The 18,766-nt window shown below is 73.0% G+C and carries 17 protein-coding genes; 6 read left to right on the plus strand and 11 right to left on the minus strand.

Going from position 1 to position 18,766, the window contains the following annotated elements; all coding sequences use genetic code 11:
- The first annotated feature begins 18 nt into the window (after window positions 1-18).
- From ACWDXC_RS35930 to ACWDXC_RS35940, 3 genes are read left to right on the plus strand one after another with little or no spacing between them, the layout of a single operon-like run.
- A complete protein-coding gene (locus tag ACWDXC_RS35930) occupies window positions 19-675 on the plus strand; it encodes a response regulator transcription factor (protein WP_246645101.1) in 657 nt (218 codons plus the stop codon).
- A gap of 10 nt (window positions 676-685) precedes the next feature.
- Window positions 686-2,398, plus strand: a complete 1,713-nt coding sequence (locus ACWDXC_RS35935; RefSeq protein ID WP_449989739.1) for an ABC transporter — start codon at window positions 686-688, stop codon at window positions 2,396-2,398.
- Entirely contained in the window at window positions 2,395-4,554 is a 2,160-nt protein-coding gene (locus ACWDXC_RS35940) for a GTPase (protein ID WP_449989742.1), read from the plus strand. The genes ACWDXC_RS35935 and ACWDXC_RS35940 overlap by 4 nt, the downstream gene beginning before the upstream one ends.
- Window positions 4,555-4,578: 24 nt before the next feature.
- Here the strand turns inward: ACWDXC_RS35940 and ACWDXC_RS35945 are convergent, their stop codons facing one another.
- Genes ACWDXC_RS35945 through tdh form a run of 3 tightly spaced genes read right to left on the minus strand, consistent with a single transcriptional unit; the run spans window position 4,579 to window position 7,713 of the window.
- On the minus strand, window positions 4,579-5,499 hold the full coding sequence (locus ACWDXC_RS35945; RefSeq protein WP_219506330.1) for a LysR family transcriptional regulator: 921 nt from the start codon (window positions 5,497-5,499) through the stop codon (window positions 4,579-4,581).
- 16 nt (window positions 5,500-5,515) lie between these two features.
- A complete protein-coding gene (locus tag ACWDXC_RS35950; protein WP_364180603.1) occupies window positions 5,516-6,685 on the minus strand; it encodes a glycine C-acetyltransferase in 1,170 nt (389 codons plus the stop codon).
- Complete coding sequence (tdh, locus tag ACWDXC_RS35955) at window positions 6,685-7,713, minus strand: L-threonine 3-dehydrogenase (protein ID WP_449989746.1); 1,029 nt, start codon at window positions 7,711-7,713, stop codon at window positions 6,685-6,687. Before tdh ends, ACWDXC_RS35950 begins: the two co-directional genes overlap by 1 nt.
- Window positions 7,714-7,915: 202 nt before the next feature.
- Here tdh and ACWDXC_RS35960 point away from each other — a divergent pair, with 202 nt between their 5' ends.
- Window positions 7,916-9,085: a Gfo/Idh/MocA family protein gene (locus ACWDXC_RS35960; RefSeq protein ID WP_449989749.1), complete on the plus strand. Its 1,170-nt coding sequence runs from the start codon at window positions 7,916-7,918 to the stop codon at window positions 9,083-9,085.
- A 22-nt stretch (window positions 9,086-9,107) separates the two neighbouring features.
- On the opposite strand, the gene ACWDXC_RS35965 is transcribed toward ACWDXC_RS35960, so the two are convergent.
- The 7 genes from ACWDXC_RS35965 to ACWDXC_RS35995 form a co-directional block, all read right to left on the minus strand.
- The gene (locus ACWDXC_RS35965) at window positions 9,108-10,211 is read right to left on the minus strand and encodes an SPFH domain-containing protein (RefSeq protein WP_364180609.1); all 1,104 of its coding nucleotides are present in this window, start codon (window positions 10,209-10,211) and stop codon (window positions 9,108-9,110) included.
- Between the two features lie 3 nt (window positions 10,212-10,214).
- Window positions 10,215-10,646, minus strand: a complete 432-nt coding sequence (locus ACWDXC_RS35970) for an NfeD family protein (protein ID WP_219506337.1) — start codon at window positions 10,644-10,646, stop codon at window positions 10,215-10,217.
- 78 nt (window positions 10,647-10,724) lie between these two features.
- Complete coding sequence (locus ACWDXC_RS35975) at window positions 10,725-11,876, minus strand: L,D-transpeptidase (RefSeq protein ID WP_219506338.1); 1,152 nt, start codon at window positions 11,874-11,876, stop codon at window positions 10,725-10,727.
- A gap of 73 nt (window positions 11,877-11,949) precedes the next feature.
- Window positions 11,950-13,038 (minus strand): fumarylacetoacetate hydrolase family protein, encoded by a 1,089-nt coding sequence (locus tag ACWDXC_RS35980; protein WP_364180614.1) that lies wholly within the window; start codon window positions 13,036-13,038, stop codon window positions 11,950-11,952.
- On the minus strand, window positions 13,035-13,802 hold the full coding sequence (locus ACWDXC_RS35985; RefSeq protein ID WP_449989753.1) for a hypothetical protein: 768 nt from the start codon (window positions 13,800-13,802) through the stop codon (window positions 13,035-13,037). Before ACWDXC_RS35985 ends, ACWDXC_RS35980 begins: the two co-directional genes overlap by 4 nt.
- Window positions 13,799-14,968 carry a homogentisate 1,2-dioxygenase gene (locus ACWDXC_RS35990; RefSeq protein ID WP_449989980.1) on the minus strand — a complete coding sequence of 390 codons (1,170 nt, stop codon included), beginning with the start codon at window positions 14,966-14,968 and terminating at the stop codon, window positions 13,799-13,801. Before ACWDXC_RS35990 ends, ACWDXC_RS35985 begins: the two co-directional genes overlap by 4 nt.
- Before the next feature lie 80 nt (window positions 14,969-15,048).
- Complete coding sequence (locus ACWDXC_RS35995) at window positions 15,049-15,678, minus strand: helix-turn-helix domain-containing protein (RefSeq protein ID WP_364180620.1); 630 nt, start codon at window positions 15,676-15,678, stop codon at window positions 15,049-15,051.
- 133 nt (window positions 15,679-15,811) lie between these two features.
- Between ACWDXC_RS35995 and ACWDXC_RS36000 the strand changes: the two genes are divergently transcribed.
- A complete protein-coding gene (locus tag ACWDXC_RS36000) occupies window positions 15,812-16,393 on the plus strand; it encodes a hypothetical protein (RefSeq protein WP_449989756.1) in 582 nt (193 codons plus the stop codon).
- Window positions 16,394-16,433: 40 nt separating this feature from the next.
- On the plus strand, window positions 16,434-17,537 hold the full coding sequence (locus ACWDXC_RS36005) for an NAD(P)/FAD-dependent oxidoreductase (protein ID WP_449989759.1): 1,104 nt from the start codon (window positions 16,434-16,436) through the stop codon (window positions 17,535-17,537).
- On the opposite strand, the gene ACWDXC_RS36010 is transcribed toward ACWDXC_RS36005, so the two are convergent.
- Window positions 17,529-18,755 carry an MFS transporter gene (locus tag ACWDXC_RS36010; protein WP_449989761.1) on the minus strand — a complete coding sequence of 409 codons (1,227 nt, stop codon included), beginning with the start codon at window positions 18,753-18,755 and terminating at the stop codon, window positions 17,529-17,531. The two genes, ACWDXC_RS36005 and ACWDXC_RS36010, sit on opposite strands and share 9 nt — an antisense overlap.
- Between the last annotated feature and the right edge of the window lie 11 nt (window positions 18,756-18,766).

Genomic DNA, 18,766 nt, shown 5'->3' on the forward strand with positions numbered 1-18,766 from the left:
AAGAGCGAAGCGCTGATCATGGTGGTGGACGACGAGCCCAGCATCAGGGACCTGCTCTCGGCCAGCCTGCGCTTCTCCGGGTTCGAGGTGCTCACCGCCGCCGACGGCAACGAGGCGGTCGAGGTGGCCCAGCGGGCCGCGCCCGACCTGGTGGTGCTCGACGTCATGCTGCCCGACCTGGACGGGTTCGAGGTGGCCAGGCGGATCGACGCGCCCGTGCTCTTCCTCACCGCCCGCGACGCCACCGAGGACAAGATCGCCGGGCTGCGCGTCGGCGACGACTACGTCACCAAGCCGTTCAGCCTGGAGGAGGTCCAGGCCCGCATCCGCGCCGTGCTGCGCCGCACCCGGGGCGAGGGCGCGCCCGCCACCCGCCTGAAGGTGGCCGACCTGGAGCTGGACGAGGACGCGCGCGAGGTGTGGCGCGGCGGCCGTCAGGTGCGGCTGTCGCCGACGGAGTTCAAGCTGCTGCACTACTTCATGGCCAACGCCGGGCGGGTGCTGTCCAAGGCGCAGATCCTCGACCACGTGTGGAACTACGACTTCGGCGGCGACGCCGGCGTGGTCGAATCGTACGTGTCCTACCTGCGGCGCAAGGTCGACGACGTGGAGCCGAGGCTCATTCACACGCTGCGCAGCGTCGGTTACGTGCTGAGAGAGCCACCCGCGGGCTAGCGTGGTCCGTATGGACCTGCTCGGCGCGCTGGAGGAGCTGCGGCAGCCGCTCGACCGGGAGCTGTTCCCGCTCGAGATCGGCGACGCCGCGACCGATCGGCGCGCGCTGCGCGAGCTGACCGGGCAGCTCGACGACTACCTGCTGCCCCGGCTGCGGGCGATCGACGCGCCCCTGCTCGCCGTCGTCGGCGGCTCCACCGGCGCGGGCAAGTCCACGCTGGTCAACTCGCTGGTCGGCGTCGACGTGACCGAGCCCGGCGTGCTGCGGCCCACCACGCTCGTGCCGACGCTCGTGGTGAGCCCGGCCGACCGCGACTGGTTCATGGCGCAGAACGTGCTGCCCGGCCTGTCCCGCGCCACCGGCGTCGGGCCCGGCGCGCTGCGCGTGGTCACCGCCGACGCGCTGGGGGCCGGGCTGGCGCTGCTCGACGCGCCCGACATCGACTCCGTCGTGACCGCCAACCGCGAGCTGGCCGCGCAACTCCTGGCCGCCGCCGACCTGTGGCTGTTCGTCACCACCGCCGCCCGCTACGCCGACGAGGTGCCGTGGAGCTTCCTGCGCTCCGCCCGCGAACGCAGCACCGCCCTCGCCGTCGTGCTCGACCGCGTGCCGCCCGAGGCCGCCGGGCCCGTCGCCCGCGACCTCGAACGCCTCCTGGAGGAGAACGGCCTGGCCGGCAGCCGCCTGTTCACCGTCCCCGAGACCGTGCTGCCCACCGAGAAGGCCCGGCTGCCCGCCGACGCCGTCGCGCCCATCGCCGGCTGGCTCGCCGGGCTCGCCGCCGACGCCGCCGAACGCTCCCGCGTCGTACGCCAGACGCTGTCCGGCGCGCTCGACAGCCTCGCCACCCGCGTGCCGTCGCTGGCCACCGCCGTCGAACGGCAGGAAGCCGGCCTCGACGCGCTGCGCTCCATCGTGACCGCCGCCTACGCGGGCGGGCTCGCCGACTTCGACGAGGGCATGCGCGACGGGTCGCTGCTGCGCGGCGAGGTGCTGGCCCGCTGGCAGGACTTCATCGGCACCGGCGACCTGATGCGCTCCCTGGAGAGCCGCGTCGGCTGGCTGCGCGACCGCATCGTCGGCTTCTTCACCGGGCGCGCCCCCGAGGTCGAGCTCCGCGACGCCCTGGAGAGCGGCGTCGAGACCCTGATCAAGGGCGTCGCCGACAGCGCCGCCGAACGCGCCCTCGACGGCTGGGCCGCCGCGCCCGGCGGGCCCGGCCTCCTCGAACGCGCCGGCCCCGTCGAGTCCGCCCGCCTCGGCCGCGCCTCCGCCGCACTCGGCGAACAGGCCGAGACCGCCGTGCGCGGCTGGCAGGAGTACGTCCTCGACCTCGTACGGGAGGAAGGCGCCGAACGGCGCACCACAGCACGGATGGCGTCGTTCGGGGTGAACGGCGCGGGGCTGCTGCTGATGCTGGCCGTGTTCGCCTCCACCGGCGGGCTGACCGGCATCGAGGTCGGCATCGCGGGCGGCACCAGCGTGCTGTCCCAGAAACTCCTCGAAGCGATCTTCGGCGACCAGGCCGTCCGCACCCTCACCGCCCGCGCCCGCGACGACCTGCGCGAACGCGTCCGCGAACTGCTCGACCACGAAGCCGATCGCTACCTGGCCCTGCTCGCCTCCGTCGAACCCCCGCCCGGCACCGCCGCCGCCCTGCGCGACGCCGCCGCCACCGTCCGCCGCCACCGGGCCGAACTGCCGGGCGGTGACCAGGCGTGAAACTGCTGCGCCGCAAGGACCGGCCCACCCTGGAAACCCGGCTCGACGCCCTGCTCGAAGCCGCCTCGCTCGGCGAAGGACGGCTGGCCGACGACGCCGTCCAGGCCGCCCGCGAAGTCGCCGAACGAGCCGGGACCCGGCGGCGGCTCTCCGTCGCCCACACCGTGGCCGCGCTCGCCGGAGCCACCGGCAGCGGCAAGTCGTCCCTCTACAACGCGCTGGCCGGGGCCGAACTCGCCGGCGTCGGCGTCACCCGGCCCACCACCGCCACCGCCCAGGCCGCGCTCTGGGACGGCGAAGGCGCCGGGCCGCTGCTCGACTGGCTGGAGGTGCCGCACCGGCACTCCGCCTCCGGTGGCGGGCTCGGCGGGCTCGTCCTGCTCGACCTGCCCGACCACGACTCCATCCGGCTCACCCACCGGCTGGAGGTCGACCGGCTGGTCGAGCTCGTCGACCTGCTCGTGTGGGTGCTCGATCCGCAGAAGTACGCCGACGCCGCCGTGCACGAACGCTACCTGCGGCCGCTCGCCGGGCACCGGGACGTCATGGTCGTCGTGCTCAACCAGATCGATCGGCTGCCGCCCGAGGCCGTCGAGCGGTGCCTGCGCGACCTGCGCCGCCTCCTCGACGACGACGGGCTCACCGGCGTGCCCGTCCTCGGCGTCTCGGCCCGTACGGGGGCCGGGGTCGCCGACCTCCGCGCGCTGCTGGCCGACCGGGTGGCCCGCCGCAAGGCCTGGTCCGACCGGCTCGCCGCCGACGTCCGCGACGCCGCCACCCTCCTCACCACCGCTTCCACCCTCCCACCCCACCCCGAGAGGAGCGCCGCCCCGCCCGAACAGACCACCACCCCCGAGGCGCCGCCTCCCAGCGCGGGCCCCGGCGTCTCCGAGGCCGAGGGCCCCTCCCGACAGGGCCGGACCGCCGCTTCCGAGGGGAGAGCGTCCGGGGTGGAGGGCGCTGGCGTCTCCGGGGGCGCTTCCCCGCAAGGGCGGAACGCCGCCTCCAAGGGGACGGCCTCCGGGGCGGAGGACACCGTCGCCTCCGGGGACGCTTTCCCGAAGGGACGGGCCGCCGCACCCGAGGGCGCGGGCCTCTCCGGGGGCCCTTCCTGGCAGGGGCGGGCCGCCGCCTCCGGGGGGACGGCTTCCGGGGCGGAGGACACCGGCGTCTCCGGGGGCGCTCCCCCGAAGGGCCGGGCCGCCGCACCCGAGGGGACGGCTTCCGGCGTGGAGGGGAGGGGGGTTCTGGCGTTGGGGCGGGCGGCGCTCGCTCAGGGGGGACCTCAGCAGGGGGAGTCAACCGTGCCCGGGGAGCAGGGCGTCGGGGGGTTGGCGGGGGCGTTGACGGCGGCGTTGTCGAAGGCGGCCGGGGTGCCGCTGGTGGTGGCGGCCGTGGCGAAGGGGCACCGGCATCGGGCGGTCGTGGCGACCGGGTGGCCGGTGACGCGGTGGGTGCGCAGGTTCCGGCCGGACCCGCTGCGCAGGCTGCGGATCGGGGTGGCGGCCCCGTCCGGGCGCGGCCGAGGCGACCGGGCGGACCGCGCGGCGGCTCGTACGGGGCAGGGGGTCGAGCCGGTGAGCCGCACGTCGGTGCCGGCGGCGTCGGCGGTGCAGCGGGCGCAGGTGGAGACGGCGATCCGGGACGTCGGCGAGCAGGCCGCGCGGGGGCTGACGGCGGCGTGGGCGGCGGCGGTGCGGCGGGCGGCCCGGTCGCGGTCGGCGGAGCTGGCCGACGCGGTGGACCGGGCGGTGGGGCGCACGTCGCTGGGGGTGACGCGGCGGCCGCGCTGGTGGCGGGCGGTGAACGTGCTGCAGTGGCTGGTGTTCGCGGGCATGGTGGCGGGCGCGGGCTGGCTGGCGGCGCTGTTCGGGATGGACTACCTGCGGTTGCCGGAGCCGCCGATGCCGACGGTGTGGGAGGTGCCGTGGCCGACGGCGCTGCTGGTGGGCGGGGCGCTGGCGGGCGTGCTGGTGGCCCTGCTGTCGAGGCTGGCCGCGTGGCTGGGCGGGCGCCGTCGTGCCCGTAAGGCCGCGCGGGCGTTGCGGGCCGCGATCGGCGAGGTGGGTCAGGCGTACGTGCTGGGGCCGGTGGAGGAGGAGCTGGCCCGTCACGCCCGCTTCACCGAGGCCGTGGAGAGGGCCCGCGCCGAGTAGGGGTGCCGCAGGACTGCCGGTGTCTCACCCGATACCGAGAGAGCCGGAGATCTGCTGGAGGCTGTCCAGCAGCGGACGCAGCAGCGGGTGCGACTCGGCCCCGCGCCGGACGGCGGCGAACACGCGGCGCTCCATGCCGGCCGCGAGCGGGCCCGGCGTGTGGTGCACCGTGACGCCGGGCAGCGTCATGTCGCGCAGCGCCAGCCGGGGCACCAGGGCGATGCCCGCCCCGGCCCCGACCAGCGCCACCACGGCGCGGAAGTCGTCCGAGCAGTGCGCGAACCGGGGCGAGAAGCCCGCCTGCTCGCAGGCGAACGCGATCACGTCGTGCACGGGGTTGCCGGGGTAGGGGCCGATCCACGTCTCCCCGGAGGCGGCGGCGAGGTCCACGGGGGAGCCGGACAGCGGGTGGCCCTCCGGCAGCACCAGGTCGAACGGCTCGGCGTACAGCGGGACGCGGAACAGGCGGCGGTCGGCCGCGTCGGGGCCGCCTCGGTACTCGACGGCGATCGCCACGTCGGCCTCGCCGTCGAGGAGCATCGCCAGGCTCTGGTGGCCCTCGGCGTCGCGTACCCGCACCTGGACGCCGGGCGCGGCGGCGCGCAGCGCGACGATCGCGGGGGAGAGCACGGCGCTGATCGCGGTGGCGAAGCAGGCCGCGGTGACCTCGCCCGCCGCGCCCGTGGCGTAGGCGGCGACCTCGGCCTCCGCCCTTTCGAGCTGGGCCAGCACCTCGTTCGCGTGGGCCAGCATGATCTTGCCCACGGCGTTGAGCCGGACGCCGCGCCCGTCGCGCACGAACAGCCGGTGCCCCACCTCGTGCTCCAGGGCGACGAGCTGCTGGGAGACCGCCGACGGCGTCAGGTGGAGGGTGGCCGCCGCGGCGGTGACCGTGCCGTGGTCGGCCACCGCGCGCAGCGTGCGCAGCCGCCGCGTGTCTATCACGCTGCGAGGATACGGGTCAGGCGCGTGCCCGTACGAACGCGGTCACCGCCCGGTCCACGTCGGCGGCGGAGTGGGCGGCCGAGAGCTGGACGCGGATCCTGGCCTGGCCGTGCGGCACCACCGGGTAGGAGAAGCCGATCACGTAGACGCCCAGCGCCAGCAGTCGCTCGGCCATGGCGGAGGCCTCGGCGGCGTCGCCGATCATCACCGGGACGATCGGGTGGTCGCCCGGCAGGATGTCGAACCCCTCGGCCGCCATCCGGCTGCGGAACCGCTCGGTGTTGGCGCGCAGTTGCTCGCGGGCGTCGCTGGAGGTCTCCAGCAGGTCCAGGATGCGCAGCGACGCCGCGGCGATCACCGGGGCGAGCGAGTTGGAGAACAGGTACGGGCGCGAACGCTGCCTGAGCAGGTCGCAGATCTCCTGCCGGGCGGCGACGTAGCCGCCGCTGGCGCCGCCGAGCGCCTTGCCGAGCGTGCCGGTGATGATGTCGACCCGGTCGCTCACCCCGTGCAGCTCGGGCGTGCCGCGCCCGGTGGGGCCGACGAAGCCGACGGCGTGCGAGTCGTCGACCATGACCATGGCGTCGTAGCGCTCGGCCAGGTCGCAGATGTCGGCGAGCGGCGCCAGGTAGCCGTCCATGGAGAAGACGCCGTCGGTGACGATCAGCCTGCGCCGCGCGTCGGCCGACTCCTTCAGCCTGGACTCCAGCTCGGCCATGTCGCGGTTGGCGTAGCGGTAGCGGCGGGCCTTCGACAGCCGGATGCCGTCGATGATGCTGGCGTGGTTGAGCGCGTCGGAGATCACCGCGTCCTGCGCGTCGAGCAGCGTCTCGAACACGCCGCCGTTGGCGTCGAAGCACGAGCTGTAGAGGACGGTGTCCTCCTGGCCGAGGAAGTCGGACAGCCGGGCTTCGAGCTCCTTGTGCACCTCCTGGGTGCCGCAGATGAACCGCACCGAGGCCATGCCGAACCCCCACCGGTCCAGCGCCTGCTTGGCGGCCTCGACGACCTCGGGGTGGTCGGCCAGGCCCAGGTAGTTGTTGGCGCAGAAGTTGAGCACCTCCTGGCCGGCCACGCTCACCGCCGAGCTCTGCGGGGTGCTGATCACCCGCTCGGGCTTGAGCAGCCCGGCCTCGGTGATCTCGTCAAGCGTCGCACGCAGCTGCTCGCGTACGTTCGTGAACATCAAGCGCTCCAATCCAGGATGACTTTGCCCGTGCGGCCACTGGCGGCGGTGTCGAAGGCGGCGTCGAACTCGTCGTACGGGAAGCGGTCGGTGATCACCGGGGTGAGGTCGAGCCCCTTCTCCAGCAGGACCGACATGTTGTACCAGGTCTCGAACATCTCGCGGCCGTAGACGCCCTTGATGGTGAGCATCGAGGTGACGACCGTGGCCCAGTCGATCGCGAACTCCTCGGCGGGCAGGCCGAGCATGGCGATCCGGCCGCCGTGGGTCATGTGCGCGATCATGTCGCGCATCGCCGCCGGGTTGCCGGACATCTCCAGGCCGACGTCGAAGCCCTCGCGCATGTCGAGGCGGCGCATGCCGTCGGCGATGGTGTCGCGGGAGACGTTCAGCGCCAGGTTGACGCCGAGCTTGCCGGCCAGGTTGAGCCGCTCGTCGCTGACGTCGGTGATGGCCACGTGGCGGGCGCCGACGTGGGTGGCGACGGCGGCGGCCATGAGCCCGATCGGGCCGGCCCCGGTGATCAGCACGTCCTCGCCGACGAGGGGGAAGGAGAGCGCTGTGTGCACGGCGTTGCCGAATGGGTCGAAGATGGCGGCCACGTCGGGGTGGACGGGGGTGCGGTGCACCCACACGTTCGTGGCGGGCAGCGTGACGTATTCGGCGAACGCGCCGTCGCGGTTGACGCCGAGGCCGATGGTGTTGCGGCACAGGTGGCGGCGGCCGGCCATGCAGTTGCGGCACTTGCCGCAGACGATGTGGCCCTCGCCGCTGACGAGGTCGCCGACCGCGATGTCCTCGACGCCGGGCGCCACCTCGACCACGTGCCCGGAGAACTCGTGTCCCACGATGAGCGGAAGCGTCAGTGTTTGCTGCGCCCAATCATCAAATTTCCGAATATGCAGGTCTGTGCCGCATATGCCGGTCCGCAGGACCCTGATCTTCACCTCGCCCGGCCCCACCTCGGGCTCCGGGACGTCGACCAGCCAGAGCCCCGGCTCCGCCCTCTCCTTGACCAGCGCTTTCATCGCGTGCATCCCCCTCGATCCGAACCTAACGCACTGTGCCGCTTCCCCTCCCGCGTGTCCATCGAGGGATTCTTAACTGCCCCCCAAGCTCTGCTTCACGCTGAAGGGCGTACGCGGGCTGAGCAGGAGATCGTCAACGCTTGGTGCGCATTAATGTGCAAAAATGCCGACTTACAGGCACAAAAAGACCAGAGGGGCATCCGTGGAAGACCTGCGATTCGGCGTCATCGGCCTCGGCCTGCGCGTGAGCCTCGCCGTGGCCGCCCACCAGCCCGGCCGGGGCTCGGTGGTGGCCGCGGTCTGCGACACCGACCCGGCGACGCTCAAGGAGCAGGCCGCCCGCTTCGGCGACCCGGTGACCACCACGGACCACCGCGACCTGCTCCGCCGCGCCGACCTCGACGCGATCATCGTGATGACGCCCGACGACACCCACGAGGAGATCGCGATCGCCTGCCTGGAGGCGGGCAAGGCCGTCTACCTGGAGAAACCGCTGGCCATCACCGTCGAGGGCTGCGACGCCGTCCTGCGCGCCGCCCGCGACACCGGCACCCGCCTGTACGTGGGCCACAACATGCGGCACATGGGCGTCGTCCGGCTGATGCGCGACATCATCGCCCGCGGCGACATCGGCGAGCCGAAGACCGTCTGGGTGCGCCACTTCGTCTCCTACGGCGGCGACTACTACTTCAAGGACTGGCACGCCGACCGGTCCCGCACCACCGGCCTGCTGCTGCAGAAGGCCGCCCACGACCTCGACGTCCTGCACTGGCTGGCCGGCGGCTACACCACCCGGGTCAACGCCCTCGGCGACCTCGCGCTCTACGGCGACCTGCCGCGCCGCGCCCCCGGCACGCCGCGCCCCGACGGCTGGCTGCGCGAGTTCGACTGGCCGCCCACCAGCCGCCGCGACCTCCACCACGTCGTCGACGTCGAGGACGTCTCGGTCATGAACATGCGCCTCGACAACGGCGTCGTCGCCGCCTACCAGCAGTGCCACTTCACGCCCGACTACTGGCGCAACTACACCGTCATCGGCACCGAAGGCCGCCTGGAGAACTTCGGCGACGGCCCCGGCGACACCGTCAAGGTGTGGAACACCGGCCCCACCGGCTACCGCGACGACTGCGACATCGCCTACCGGGTCCCGCAGGCGCAGGGCAGCCACGGCGGCGCCGACCTGGACATCGTCGCGGAGTTCCGCCGGTTCGTGCGCGAGGGCGGCGTCACCGACACCTCCCCGGTGGCGGCCCGCATGAGCGTCGCCGCCGGCTACATGGCCACCCTGTCCCTGCGCGACGGCGGCGCCCCGTACGACGTGCCGTCCCTGGACCCGGAGCTGGCCGCCTACTTCGACGGCGGCCAGCGCTGACGGGAGCCCGCGGCCGGGCGGGTCAGCGGCCGGATTCGCGGTGGCGCTCGTCCAGGTCGGCGGGGGCGGTGTCGCGGTCGACGCCCGGGAAGGGCGACGGCTCCTGGGCGGCCTGGGTGAGCTGGCGGGGGCCGTTGGGGTTCTCGGCGTCCTGGGCGTCGGCGACGGCCTCGGCGGCGGCTTCGGACGCCTTGGCGATCTCCTCGTCCATGGCCGACGTCTCCGGGGCCTCCTCGCGCGTGGCGGCAGAGCGGGGGAGCGCCTCGGTGAAGGCCTTGGAGACGCCCTGGAGGGCCGAGGTGACCTCGCTGGGGATGACCCAGAACGTGTTGCCCTCGCCCTGCGCGAGCTGCGGCAGCACCTGCAGATACTGGTAGGCGAGCAGCTTGGGGTCGGGGTCGTTGCGGTGGACGGCCTGGAAGACCTGGTCGATGGCGCGCGACTGGCCCTCGGCTTCGAGGATCGCGGCGGCGCGCTGGCCCTCGGCGCGCAGGATGCTGCTCTGCTTGTCACCCTCGGCGGTGAGGATCTGCGACTGGCGCTGGCCCTCGGCGTTGAGGATGGCGGCGCGCTTGTCCCGCTCGGCGCGCATCTGCTTCTCCATCGCGTCCTTGATGGTCTTGGGCGGGTCGATGGCCTTGATCTCGACCCGGTTGACCCGGATGCCCCACTTGCCGGTGGCCTCGTCGAGGACGCCGCGCAACTGGCTGTTGATGGTGTCGCGGGAGGTCAGCGTCTTCTCCAGGTCCATGGAGCCGACGACGTTACGCAGGGTGGTGACCGTGAGCTGCTCGACGGCCTGGATGTAGTTGGCGATCTCGTACGCGGCGGCGCGCGGGTCGGTGACCTGGAAGTAGAGGACGGTGTCGATCTCGACGACCAGGTTGTCCTCGGTGATGACCGGCTGGGGGCGGAACGACACCACCTGCTCGCGCAGGTCGATCATCGGATAGACGCGGTCCACGTACGGGATGACGAAGTTGAGCCCGGGCTTGAGCGTGCGGTGGTAGCGGCCGAGGCGTTCGACGTTGCGCGCCCGCGCCTGCGGGATGATCCGCACGGCCTTGAGCACGGTGAACACCGCGAAGAGTATGACGAAGATGCCGACGAGCAACAGCGGATCCATGGCTCACTCCCGGGGATATACGAGGGCGGTGGCACCGTCGATCTCGATGACGTCGACGGTGGCGCCGGTGGGGATCACGAGGGTCTCGTCGTAGGCGCGGGCCGACCATTCCTCGCCGCCGATGCGGATGCGGCCGTCCCGCCCGGTGACCTCGGACAGGACGTAGGCGGGCTTGCCGACGAGGGCTTCGACGCCGAAGCGGCGCAGTTGCGGCTGGCGGATGTGACGTGCGGCGATGGGCCGGATCACGACCAGGCCGGCCGCGGACGAGAGGGCGAACAGCAGCAGCTGGAGCGGGACGGGCAGGCCGAGCGCGGCGCCCGCCGCGGTCAGGAGGGAGGCGACGCCGAGCAGGCCGAGGGCCGCGGTGAGCGTGAAGATCTCGGCCACCCCGAGGACGACTGCGAGGATAATCCAGATGATCCATTCATCCATGCTCCGGCCTCCTATAGGGACAACGGGCCTGCGCAGGCACCGGTTCCCCCCTGTTCCACCGTAATGCCGGAAGCGGCGCTACGGCAGGGGCGGGGCCGAACGCAGGGCGCTTCCGCGCAGCCACTGCTCCCACGACAGTTGCCAGAAGCCCCATCCGTTGTCCCATTCGAGCCGGCGGTCGGTGCCGGTGATCGTCACGGGGTCGCCGCGCAGTGAGGTGTCGTAGAACCAGGCGGCCTGGTCGGGGCGGGCGTTGACGCAGCCGTGGCTGACGTTGGCGCGGCCCTGGGCCCACACGTTGTCCTTGGCGTGCACGTACTCGCCGCTGTCGGAGATGCGGACGGCATGGTCGATCATGACGTCGTAGTAATCAGGGTCGCCTTCGGAGCGGCCGGGGGAGATCATGCGGACCGGGTTGCCCTTGTCCATCGTCAGATGGACGCCGCTGGTCGTGGTGTATTCGCGGGTGGTGGCCATGCCGGCGCTGATGGCCATGCGCTGCACCACGCGGCCGTCGCGCCGGACGGTCATCTGGTGGGTGCGGGTGTCGATGGCGCTGGTCTGCGCGCGGCCCACGGTGAAGGCGAAGGTCTGGTCGCTGACGCCGTAGACGCCGGGGGCCAGGCGGATGCCGGCCAGATGGGCGGTGACCGTGACTTGCTGGCGGGGCCGCCAGAACCGCCGGGGCCGGTAGACGGCCCGGGTGTCGTCGATCCACCTCCAGGCACCCTCGGCGGGCGGCTCGGCCCGGACCTCCAGGGCGCGCTCGACGGCCGCCTTGTCGCGGACGGGCGTGTCGAAGTCGAGGATGACCGGCATGCCGATGCCGACGGTCTCGCCGGGCTGCGGGGTGGTGGCGGCCAAGCCGAAGGAGCGGGCGGCCTGGCGGGTGCGGAAGCGGCCCATCGTCACCGTCGAGGGGCCTTCGGCGCCCGCGGCCTTGACGGTGACGGTGTATTCGGCGCCGGGCTTCAGCGTCCAGGAGGAGCGCCAGGTGGTGCGGGTGGGGTCGAGCGTGCCGCGCACGGGCACGCCCGACACGTACGCGAGCACCTGGCTGAGCGTGCCGCCCTTGGCGCTGACCACCAGGCCCTGGTCGGGGCGGGCGCGCTTGGTGTCGAAGGCGGGGGAGACGTGGACGACGGGCGGGCGGGGCGGGGGCTCGGCCGAGGCGCAGCCGGCTGCCGCGAGCAGCACGGCCACGCAGATCGTCGCGGCACGCCGCAGCATGACACTCCTGCTTTCCGGGGACCGGGGAGCCTCAAGGGTAGCGGGGAGTCATGGCTCAAGCACGCCGAGTCACTTATCCGACAGTTCCGGTTACCTCCCCCAAGGAGATGTCGCCGGCCATCGCGCTGATCGTCACCGTGTCGCCGTCCTGGAGGAACGTCCTGGTGTCGCCGCCGGCGAGCTTGAGCGGGTCGGTGCCGTTCCAGGTGATCTCGATGAGGGAGCCGCGCTCGTCCACCTGGCCGCCGGAGACGGTGCCGCTGGCGAACAGGTCGCCGGTGCGCAGCGGCGCGCCTCCAGAGGTCAGGTGCGCGAGCATCTGGTCCGGCGTCCAGTACATGTCCCGGTACGGCGGGCGCGAGACGACCTCGCCGTTGAGCCGGATCTCCATGGTCAGGTCGAGCCCCCAGTCGCCCTTGCGGCGCAGGTAGTCGAGCGGCGGCGGGTCCTGCTCGCGACCGGGGACGCGCGGCAGCGCCTCCAGCGGCGTGACCCACGGCGAGATCGACGTGGCGAACGACTTGCCCAGGAACGGCCCGAGCGGCACGTACTCCCAGGCCTGGATGTCACGCGCGGTCCAGTCGTTGACCAGCGTCACCCCGAACACGTGGTCCTCGAAGTCGCCGGTCCCCGGCACGCCGACCACGAACCCCAGCTCGGCCTCGATGTCGAGCTTGGCGGTCGGCCCGTAGGAGCCGGCGCCGAGCTGCCCGTGCGGCCGCCTGATCGGGGTGCCGGACACCACGACGGTGCCCGCCCTGCCGTGGTAGCCGACGGGCAGGTGCCGCCAGTTGGGCAGCAGCGGCTCGCTGCCGGGCCGGAAGATGCGGCCCAGGTTGCCCGCGTGCTCCATCGAGCAGTAGAAGTCGACGTAGTCGGCCACCTCGAACGGCAGGTGCAGCTCCACCTGGTCGAGCGGCACCAGGTGCGGCTCGGTGATGGCCAGGTCGCCGGTGAGCTTGTTGCGGATGAGCGTGCGGGTGTCGTGCCAGGCGCTGCGCCCGCGGGCCATGAACGGGTTGAGCGTGGGCGCCGCGAACACCTCGTCGTGCAGCGCGGCCGCCAGGTCGAGCACCCGGTCGCCGTATCGCACCCCCACCCTCGGCGCCTCACCGTGCCGTGAGAACACCCCGTAGGGCAGGTTGTCCACTCCCCAGCTCACGCTTCCTCCTCGATCAGTCCCAGGGCCCGCAGGTCGTCGACGGGCGTGCCGGTGCTGCACGAGCCGTAGCTCACCAGCAGGTGCCTGGCCCGCTTCGCGGTCTCCTCCGGTACGTTGCGCGCGAGCTGCACGAGCTGGCCCACGTCGGTGGAGCGCAGCACGGGCGCCGGGTCGCGGCCCGCGACGGCCTCGCACACGGCCAGCACCAGGTTGAGGAAGCCGTAGCGGTCCACGCCGAGCGTCGGGTCGAAGTGCCGTACGGCGTGGTGCAGCCCGGCGGTCGCCTTGAACGGGATGTCGTTCTCGACGCAGAACCGGACGAACGCGGCGACCTGCTCGACCGGCGGGAAGGCGTCGGCCGCCTCGCCGCCGCAGCGGATCTTCAGCCCCACCCCGGCGGGCACGTCCGGGACGAACTTGCCCGGCGGCACCTCGACGAACAGCCGTATCCCCGACGGCAGGTCCAGCTCGCGGGCCACGTCCTCGACGGTGCGCTCGGCGGGCAGCCTTGCCTCGACGAAGTCGACGGGCAGGTCGTCGAAGGGCGGCAGCTCGGGCGTGTCCTTGATCAGCCCGATGCGGCGCGGCTGCCAGTCCTCGGCGCGCAGCCGGTCGAGCCGGCTGGCCGGGCACAGGAAGCGGTGCGTGAGCACCTCGACGTTCTCCTCGACGCCGCGCCGGTTGCGGGCCAGGGCTTCGGACATGTGCAGCGACGTCGGCGGGAACAGGCCCGCGTCGTCGACGAGTGCGGTGAAAAGCGTCATCGTGACCAGGTCCAGGCGTATCCGGGGTCCTCGCAGGACAATGCGCCCTGCCCGAGATCGAGCGGGCGGAAGGTGTCGACCATCACCGCCACCTCGTTGGTGGTCGTGAGGCCCTTGGCGACGGCGTCGATGACCGCCTCGACCGCGCCGGGCTGCGGCCCGTGCGTGAATCCGGCCGGGTGCAGTGAGATCGAGCCGATGTCGATGCCGGAGCCCTGGCGCGCGGAGTAGTCGCCGCCCACGTAGAACATGAACTCGTCGGAGTCCACGTTGTGGTGGTTGTAAGGGATCGGCACGGATTCGGGATGGAAGTCGAGCGGCCGGGGGCAGAACGAGCACACGACGAAGCCGGGGCCCTCGAACGTCTGGTGGGCCGGCGGCGGCGCGTGCGTCTTCTTCACCACGGGCTCGAAGTCGTTGATGTTGAACGCGTACGGGTAGAGGCAGCCGTCCCAGCCGACCACGTCGAACGGGTGATTGCGGTAGACCAGCCGGGTGAGCCCGCCGCGGGTGCGGACGAGCACCGGCACCTCCTCGCCCTCGACGGTCAGCGGCTCGGCGGGGGCGCGCAGGTCGCGCTCGCAGTAGGGGGCGTGCTCCAGGAACTGGCCGTGCTGCGACAGGTAGCGCTTGGGCGGCCTGATGTGCCCGGACGCCGCGATGACCAGCGCGTTGACGGGCCCGTCGGGCACCCAGCGGTGGATGGTGCCGGTCGGGATGACGACGTAGTCGCCGGGCCCGGCCTCGATCACCCCGTACGTGGACTCGAACCGGGCGCGGCCGGCCTGGACGTACACGCACTCGTCGCCCATCGAGTTGCGGTAGAGCTCGCTGGGCCGGTCGGTGGTGGCGTACGACAACCGGACGTCGCCGTTGCCCGCCAGCAGGACGCGCCCGGACACGAGGTCGCCGGCGCTGGTGAGCTGCTGGGTGCGGAAGTGGCGCGGCGACAGCGGCAGGTTGGGCTCGAGCCGCGTGCTGATCTCGGGGGTGACGGCCTCGGCCTTGAGGATGGCGGTCGGCAGGTGGCGGTGGTAGAGCAGCGAGGAGTCGGACGAGAAGCCTTCCTCGCCCATCAGCTCCTCGGCGTACAGGCCGCCGTCGGGCCGCCTGAACTGGACGTGGCGCTTGCGAGGCACCTCTCCCACGACGCGGTAGTACGGCATCCGCTCCTCCACCAACTGTCCGCTAATCGGACGCATGTGTCCTTTATGTGTAACAACCGTCCGTCATAGCCTCCGCAATGTCAACCCAGCGCGTCGGCGAGCCCGGCCGCCGCCTCGACGACCTGCGCGCCGGTGGAGGGAGGCAGCGGCCCGAACGTCACCACCCCGACGGACGCCTCCAGCCAGGGCAGCCCCGTCACCGGCGCCGCCATCCCCCGCGCACCCTCCTGCAACTGCCCCTCGGTGACGAGATAATCGGCCCGGCCCTCGCGCGCCGCCAGAATCGCCTGCCCGGCCGCGCCTTTGGCCAGCGGATGGCGCGAGCCCTCGCGGTAGGCCACGTGCATGTCCGTCCACGACGGCTCGACCACGGCCACCGCGAGCCCGTCGTCGCCCTCGGCCACGGTCAGGTGCGCGGTCGCGCCCACCTGCTCGGCCAGCCGCCGCAGCGTGGGCAGCGCCGCCGCGCGCAACAGCGGCTGCACGGCCTGCGCCAGCACGAGCACGCCGAACCCCAGGTGCACCCGCCCTTCGGCGTCGCGGCGGACGAACCCCTCGTTGAGCAGCGTGGTCAGCAGGCGGTACACCACGGGCCGGCTCAGCGACAGCTCGGCGCTCAGCTCGGTGGGCGTGCGGCCGCCCTTGCCGTCGGCGAGCAGGCGCAGCAGGCGCAGCCCGCGTTCGAGGGTCTGGGCGGATTCGGCGGCCATGACAACGATTATCTATGCGTGAGCCGAGGGTGACGTAACGCGATGAAAGGGGTACGTAACGGAGCAGAAGCACCGGGGGGTAAAAATGCGGTCAACGTGGATACTCCTGGTTGCCGGGTTGGCCATGTGCGGGTTGCTTCCGGCCCTTCCCTCCGACGGCGCGCAGGCGATCTACATGGCCCGGGGTCTGCCGGTGGCGACCCCGTCCGACCGGCTCGTGGAGGACACCTTCTACGTCACCGAGGGCATCGAGGTGGCGCGTCAGCTCCTGCCCGTCGAGAAGGGCGTCGCCTTCCGCGCCGCGACGGAGCTCGTGCCCGGCATCGGGGTCGACGCCGCGGGCAGGCTGTACGGCACGCCCGACCGCGCGGGCACGTACGCGGGGCACGTCCAGGTCTGCGCAGGCCAGAGCTGCACCGAGGAGCGGATCACGTTCGTCGTGCTGCGCAACGTGCCGTGGGATCCAGGCGTGCTCACTTTCCCCGGCTCGGCCGGACGGCCGCTGACCGGGCGCATCCAGATCAAGGGCGGGCCGTCGGGCGTGCTGCCGACCGTCAGCGTCACGAACCACGACGCGCTGCCGCACGGCGTCACGATCGGCCCCGACGGCAACATCAGCGGCGTGCCGACGGCGGCGGGCGTGACGCGGGTGCCGGTGCGCATCTGCGTGGCGGGCAACTGCGCGGGCGTCGTGGTCACATTCATCGTGGTCTGACCCTTGCGGCGGGACCGGCTTTCCGGTCACCGTGAATCCCATGAAATCGGTCATTGTGGTCGGGGCAGGGATCTGGGGATCGTCGCTGGCCTTGCGGCTGGCCGAGACCGGCTGGGCGGTGACGCTGGTCGAGCAGCACACCCCGGGGCACGTGCGCCAGGCGAGCGCGGGGGAGACCCGGCTGCTGCGCTGCTCGCACGGCGCCGAGGAGTGGTACGCCCGGATGGCCTGGCGGGCGCGCGAGGGCTGGCGGCGGCTGGAGGAGCGGGCCGGCGAGCCGCTCTATCACGAGGCGGGCCTGATGTGGTTCGCCGGGACGCCGGACGGCTGGGAGCACACCAGCGCCCAGGTCCTGAAAAATCTCGACATCCCGTGTGAGGTGCTGGACCCCGCCGACGGCGCCAGGTTCTTCCCCGAGTTCCGCGGCGACGACCTCAGCTTCCTGCTCTGGGAGCCGCACGCGGGCGTGCTGCGCGCCCGCCGCGCCACCCAGGTCACCGCCGCCCTCGCCGTGTCGGCCGGCGTCCGCCTGGTCCGCGCCCGCGCTGTCCCCGCCCCGGACGGCGTCCGCGTGGGCGGCGACGTGCTCACCGCCGACCGGATCGTGTGGGCCTGCGGCGCCTGGCTGCCCGAGCTGTTCCAGGCGCCGATGACCGTGACCAAGCAGGACACGCTGCACTTCGCCGTGCCCGCCGCCTGGACCACGCCCGGCACCCCCGCCTGGGTGGACCACGGCGCCTCGGCCTACGGCCACGGCGACGTTGACGGCGTGGGCATGAAGGCCACCTCCGACGCCGAGGGCAGGCCGTACGAGCCCGAACACGGCGAGCGCGTGGTCGACGAGGCCAGCGTCGCGAACGCCCGCGCCTACCTGGGCCGCCGCTTCCCGTCGCTGGTCTCGGCGCCGGTGCTGTTCAGCCAGGTCTGCCAGTACGCGCTCACGCCCGACGCCGAGTGGATCATCGCCGAGACGTCGCCCGGCGTGTGGCTGCTCGGCGGCGACTCCGGCCACGGCTTCAAGCACGCCCCCGCGCTGGCAGAGTACGTGGCGGGCATCCTGGACGGCGACCACGCGCCGGAGCCCCGCTTCGCCCTGCGCGAGCGGGTCCCGGCACGCGGCCTGCGGACCAGCGGCTCAACGTGAGGCGTGCTCGGGCGCGCGCAGGTTGCGCACCCCGGGGGACAGCAGCGCCGCGCACGTCGACAGCAGCACCAGGACCCCGCAGCCGACCAGCGCCGCCGGCGCGCCCACCCGCTCCGCCACCGGCCCCGCCAGCATGAGCCCGACCGGGCCGAACATCAGCGAGCCGAGCGCGTCGTACGAGCTCACCCGCGACAGCGACTCGGGCGGGATCTCCCGCTGCATCGTCGTCTGCCACAGCACCCCGAACACGTCGAAGCAGACGCCCAGCAGGAACGCGCCCGCCACGCTGGCCCACAGCGGGGCCTGTCCGCCGAGCAAGAAGTACGGCAGCGCCACCGGCAGGCAGCACAGGGTGCCGACCAGGATCGGGCGGCGCGGGCGCAGCCGCAGCGACACCACCACCCCGGCGATCGTGCCCACGCCCTCCCCGGCCAGGAACGCCGACCAGGCCGCCGCCCCGCCGAGACTCTGCTCGGCCAGCAGTGGCCCGAGCACCCCGTGACCGGCCTGGATCGCCATCACCAGCACGGAGAACTGCGCCACCACCACCCAGATCCACTGCCGGGACCTGAACTCGCGCCATCCTTCCCGCAGATCGGCCAGCACGGAGTCGCCGGGCTTGGCACGTTCCGACCGGGTCATCCGCAGGCCCGCGACGAGCACGCCGGCCAGCGCGTACAGCCCGGCGCTGACCGCCAGCGCCCAGCCGCCGCCGACCAGCACCACCGTGCCGCCGCCGAGGACCGCGCCGCCCACGCGGGACACGTTCGCGCCCAGGCCCAGCAGCGCGTTGCCGGCCTGCAGCCGCTCCGGCGGCACCACCTCGGGGATGATGCCGGTCAGCGCGGGGAAGATCACCGCGATCCCCATGCCGGTCACCGCCGCTGCCGCCGCCATGAGGGGCATCGGCGTCCAGCCGGTCAGCATCATGGCCGCCAGCGCGGCGAACCCGGCGGCGTTCACCCACTCGCCGGCCATCATCACCCGGTTGCGCGGCAGCCGGTCCGCGATCACCCCGCCGAACAGCAGTAACAGCACGGTCGGCAGCGACTGCGCGGTGAGCACCACCGACAGCGTGGTTGCCGTCGCGCCGGGCAGGCGCAGCACCCCGAACGCCAGGGCGACGGGCGCGAACGTGCTGCCCAGCACCGAGAGCGTCCGGGCGGACAGCAGCAACGCGAACCGCCGGTCCCGGAGCAGCGCGAGATCCCCGAGCACGCCTCTTCCCC

This window comes from Nonomuraea sp. NPDC003214, assembly GCF_053590035.1.

Excerpts from the sequence above, each read along its gene's own strand:
- ACWDXC_RS35930 (WP_246645101.1), top strand. The coding sequence starts at position 19 with ATGGTGGTGGACGACGAGCCCAGCATCAGGGACCTGCTCTCGGCCAGC.
- ACWDXC_RS35935 (WP_449989739.1), top strand. The coding sequence starts at position 686 with ATGGACCTGCTCGGCGCGCTGGAGGAGCTGCGGCAGCCGCTCGACCGG.
- ACWDXC_RS35950 (WP_364180603.1), bottom strand. The coding sequence starts at position 6,685 with ATGTTCACGAACGTACGCGAGCAGCTGCGTGCGACGCTTGACGAGATC.
- tdh (WP_449989746.1), bottom strand. The coding sequence starts at position 7,713 with ATGAAAGCGCTGGTCAAGGAGAGGGCGGAGCCGGGGCTCTGGCTGGTC.
- ACWDXC_RS35965 (WP_364180609.1), bottom strand. The coding sequence starts at position 10,211 with ATGGATCCGCTGTTGCTCGTCGGCATCTTCGTCATACTCTTCGCGGTG.
- ACWDXC_RS35970 (WP_219506337.1), bottom strand. The coding sequence starts at position 10,646 with ATGGATGAATGGATCATCTGGATTATCCTCGCAGTCGTCCTCGGGGTG.
- ACWDXC_RS35975 (WP_219506338.1), bottom strand. The coding sequence starts at position 11,876 with ATGCTGCGGCGTGCCGCGACGATCTGCGTGGCCGTGCTGCTCGCGGCA.
- ACWDXC_RS35985 (WP_449989753.1), bottom strand. The coding sequence starts at position 13,802 with ATGACGCTTTTCACCGCACTCGTCGACGACGCGGGCCTGTTCCCGCCG.
- ACWDXC_RS35990 (WP_449989980.1), bottom strand. The coding sequence starts at position 14,968 with ATGCCGTACTACCGCGTCGTGGGAGAGGTGCCTCGCAAGCGCCACGTC.
- ACWDXC_RS35995 (WP_364180620.1), bottom strand. The coding sequence starts at position 15,678 with ATGGCCGCCGAATCCGCCCAGACCCTCGAACGCGGGCTGCGCCTGCTG.
- ACWDXC_RS36005 (WP_449989759.1), top strand. The coding sequence starts at position 16,434 with ATGAAATCGGTCATTGTGGTCGGGGCAGGGATCTGGGGATCGTCGCTG.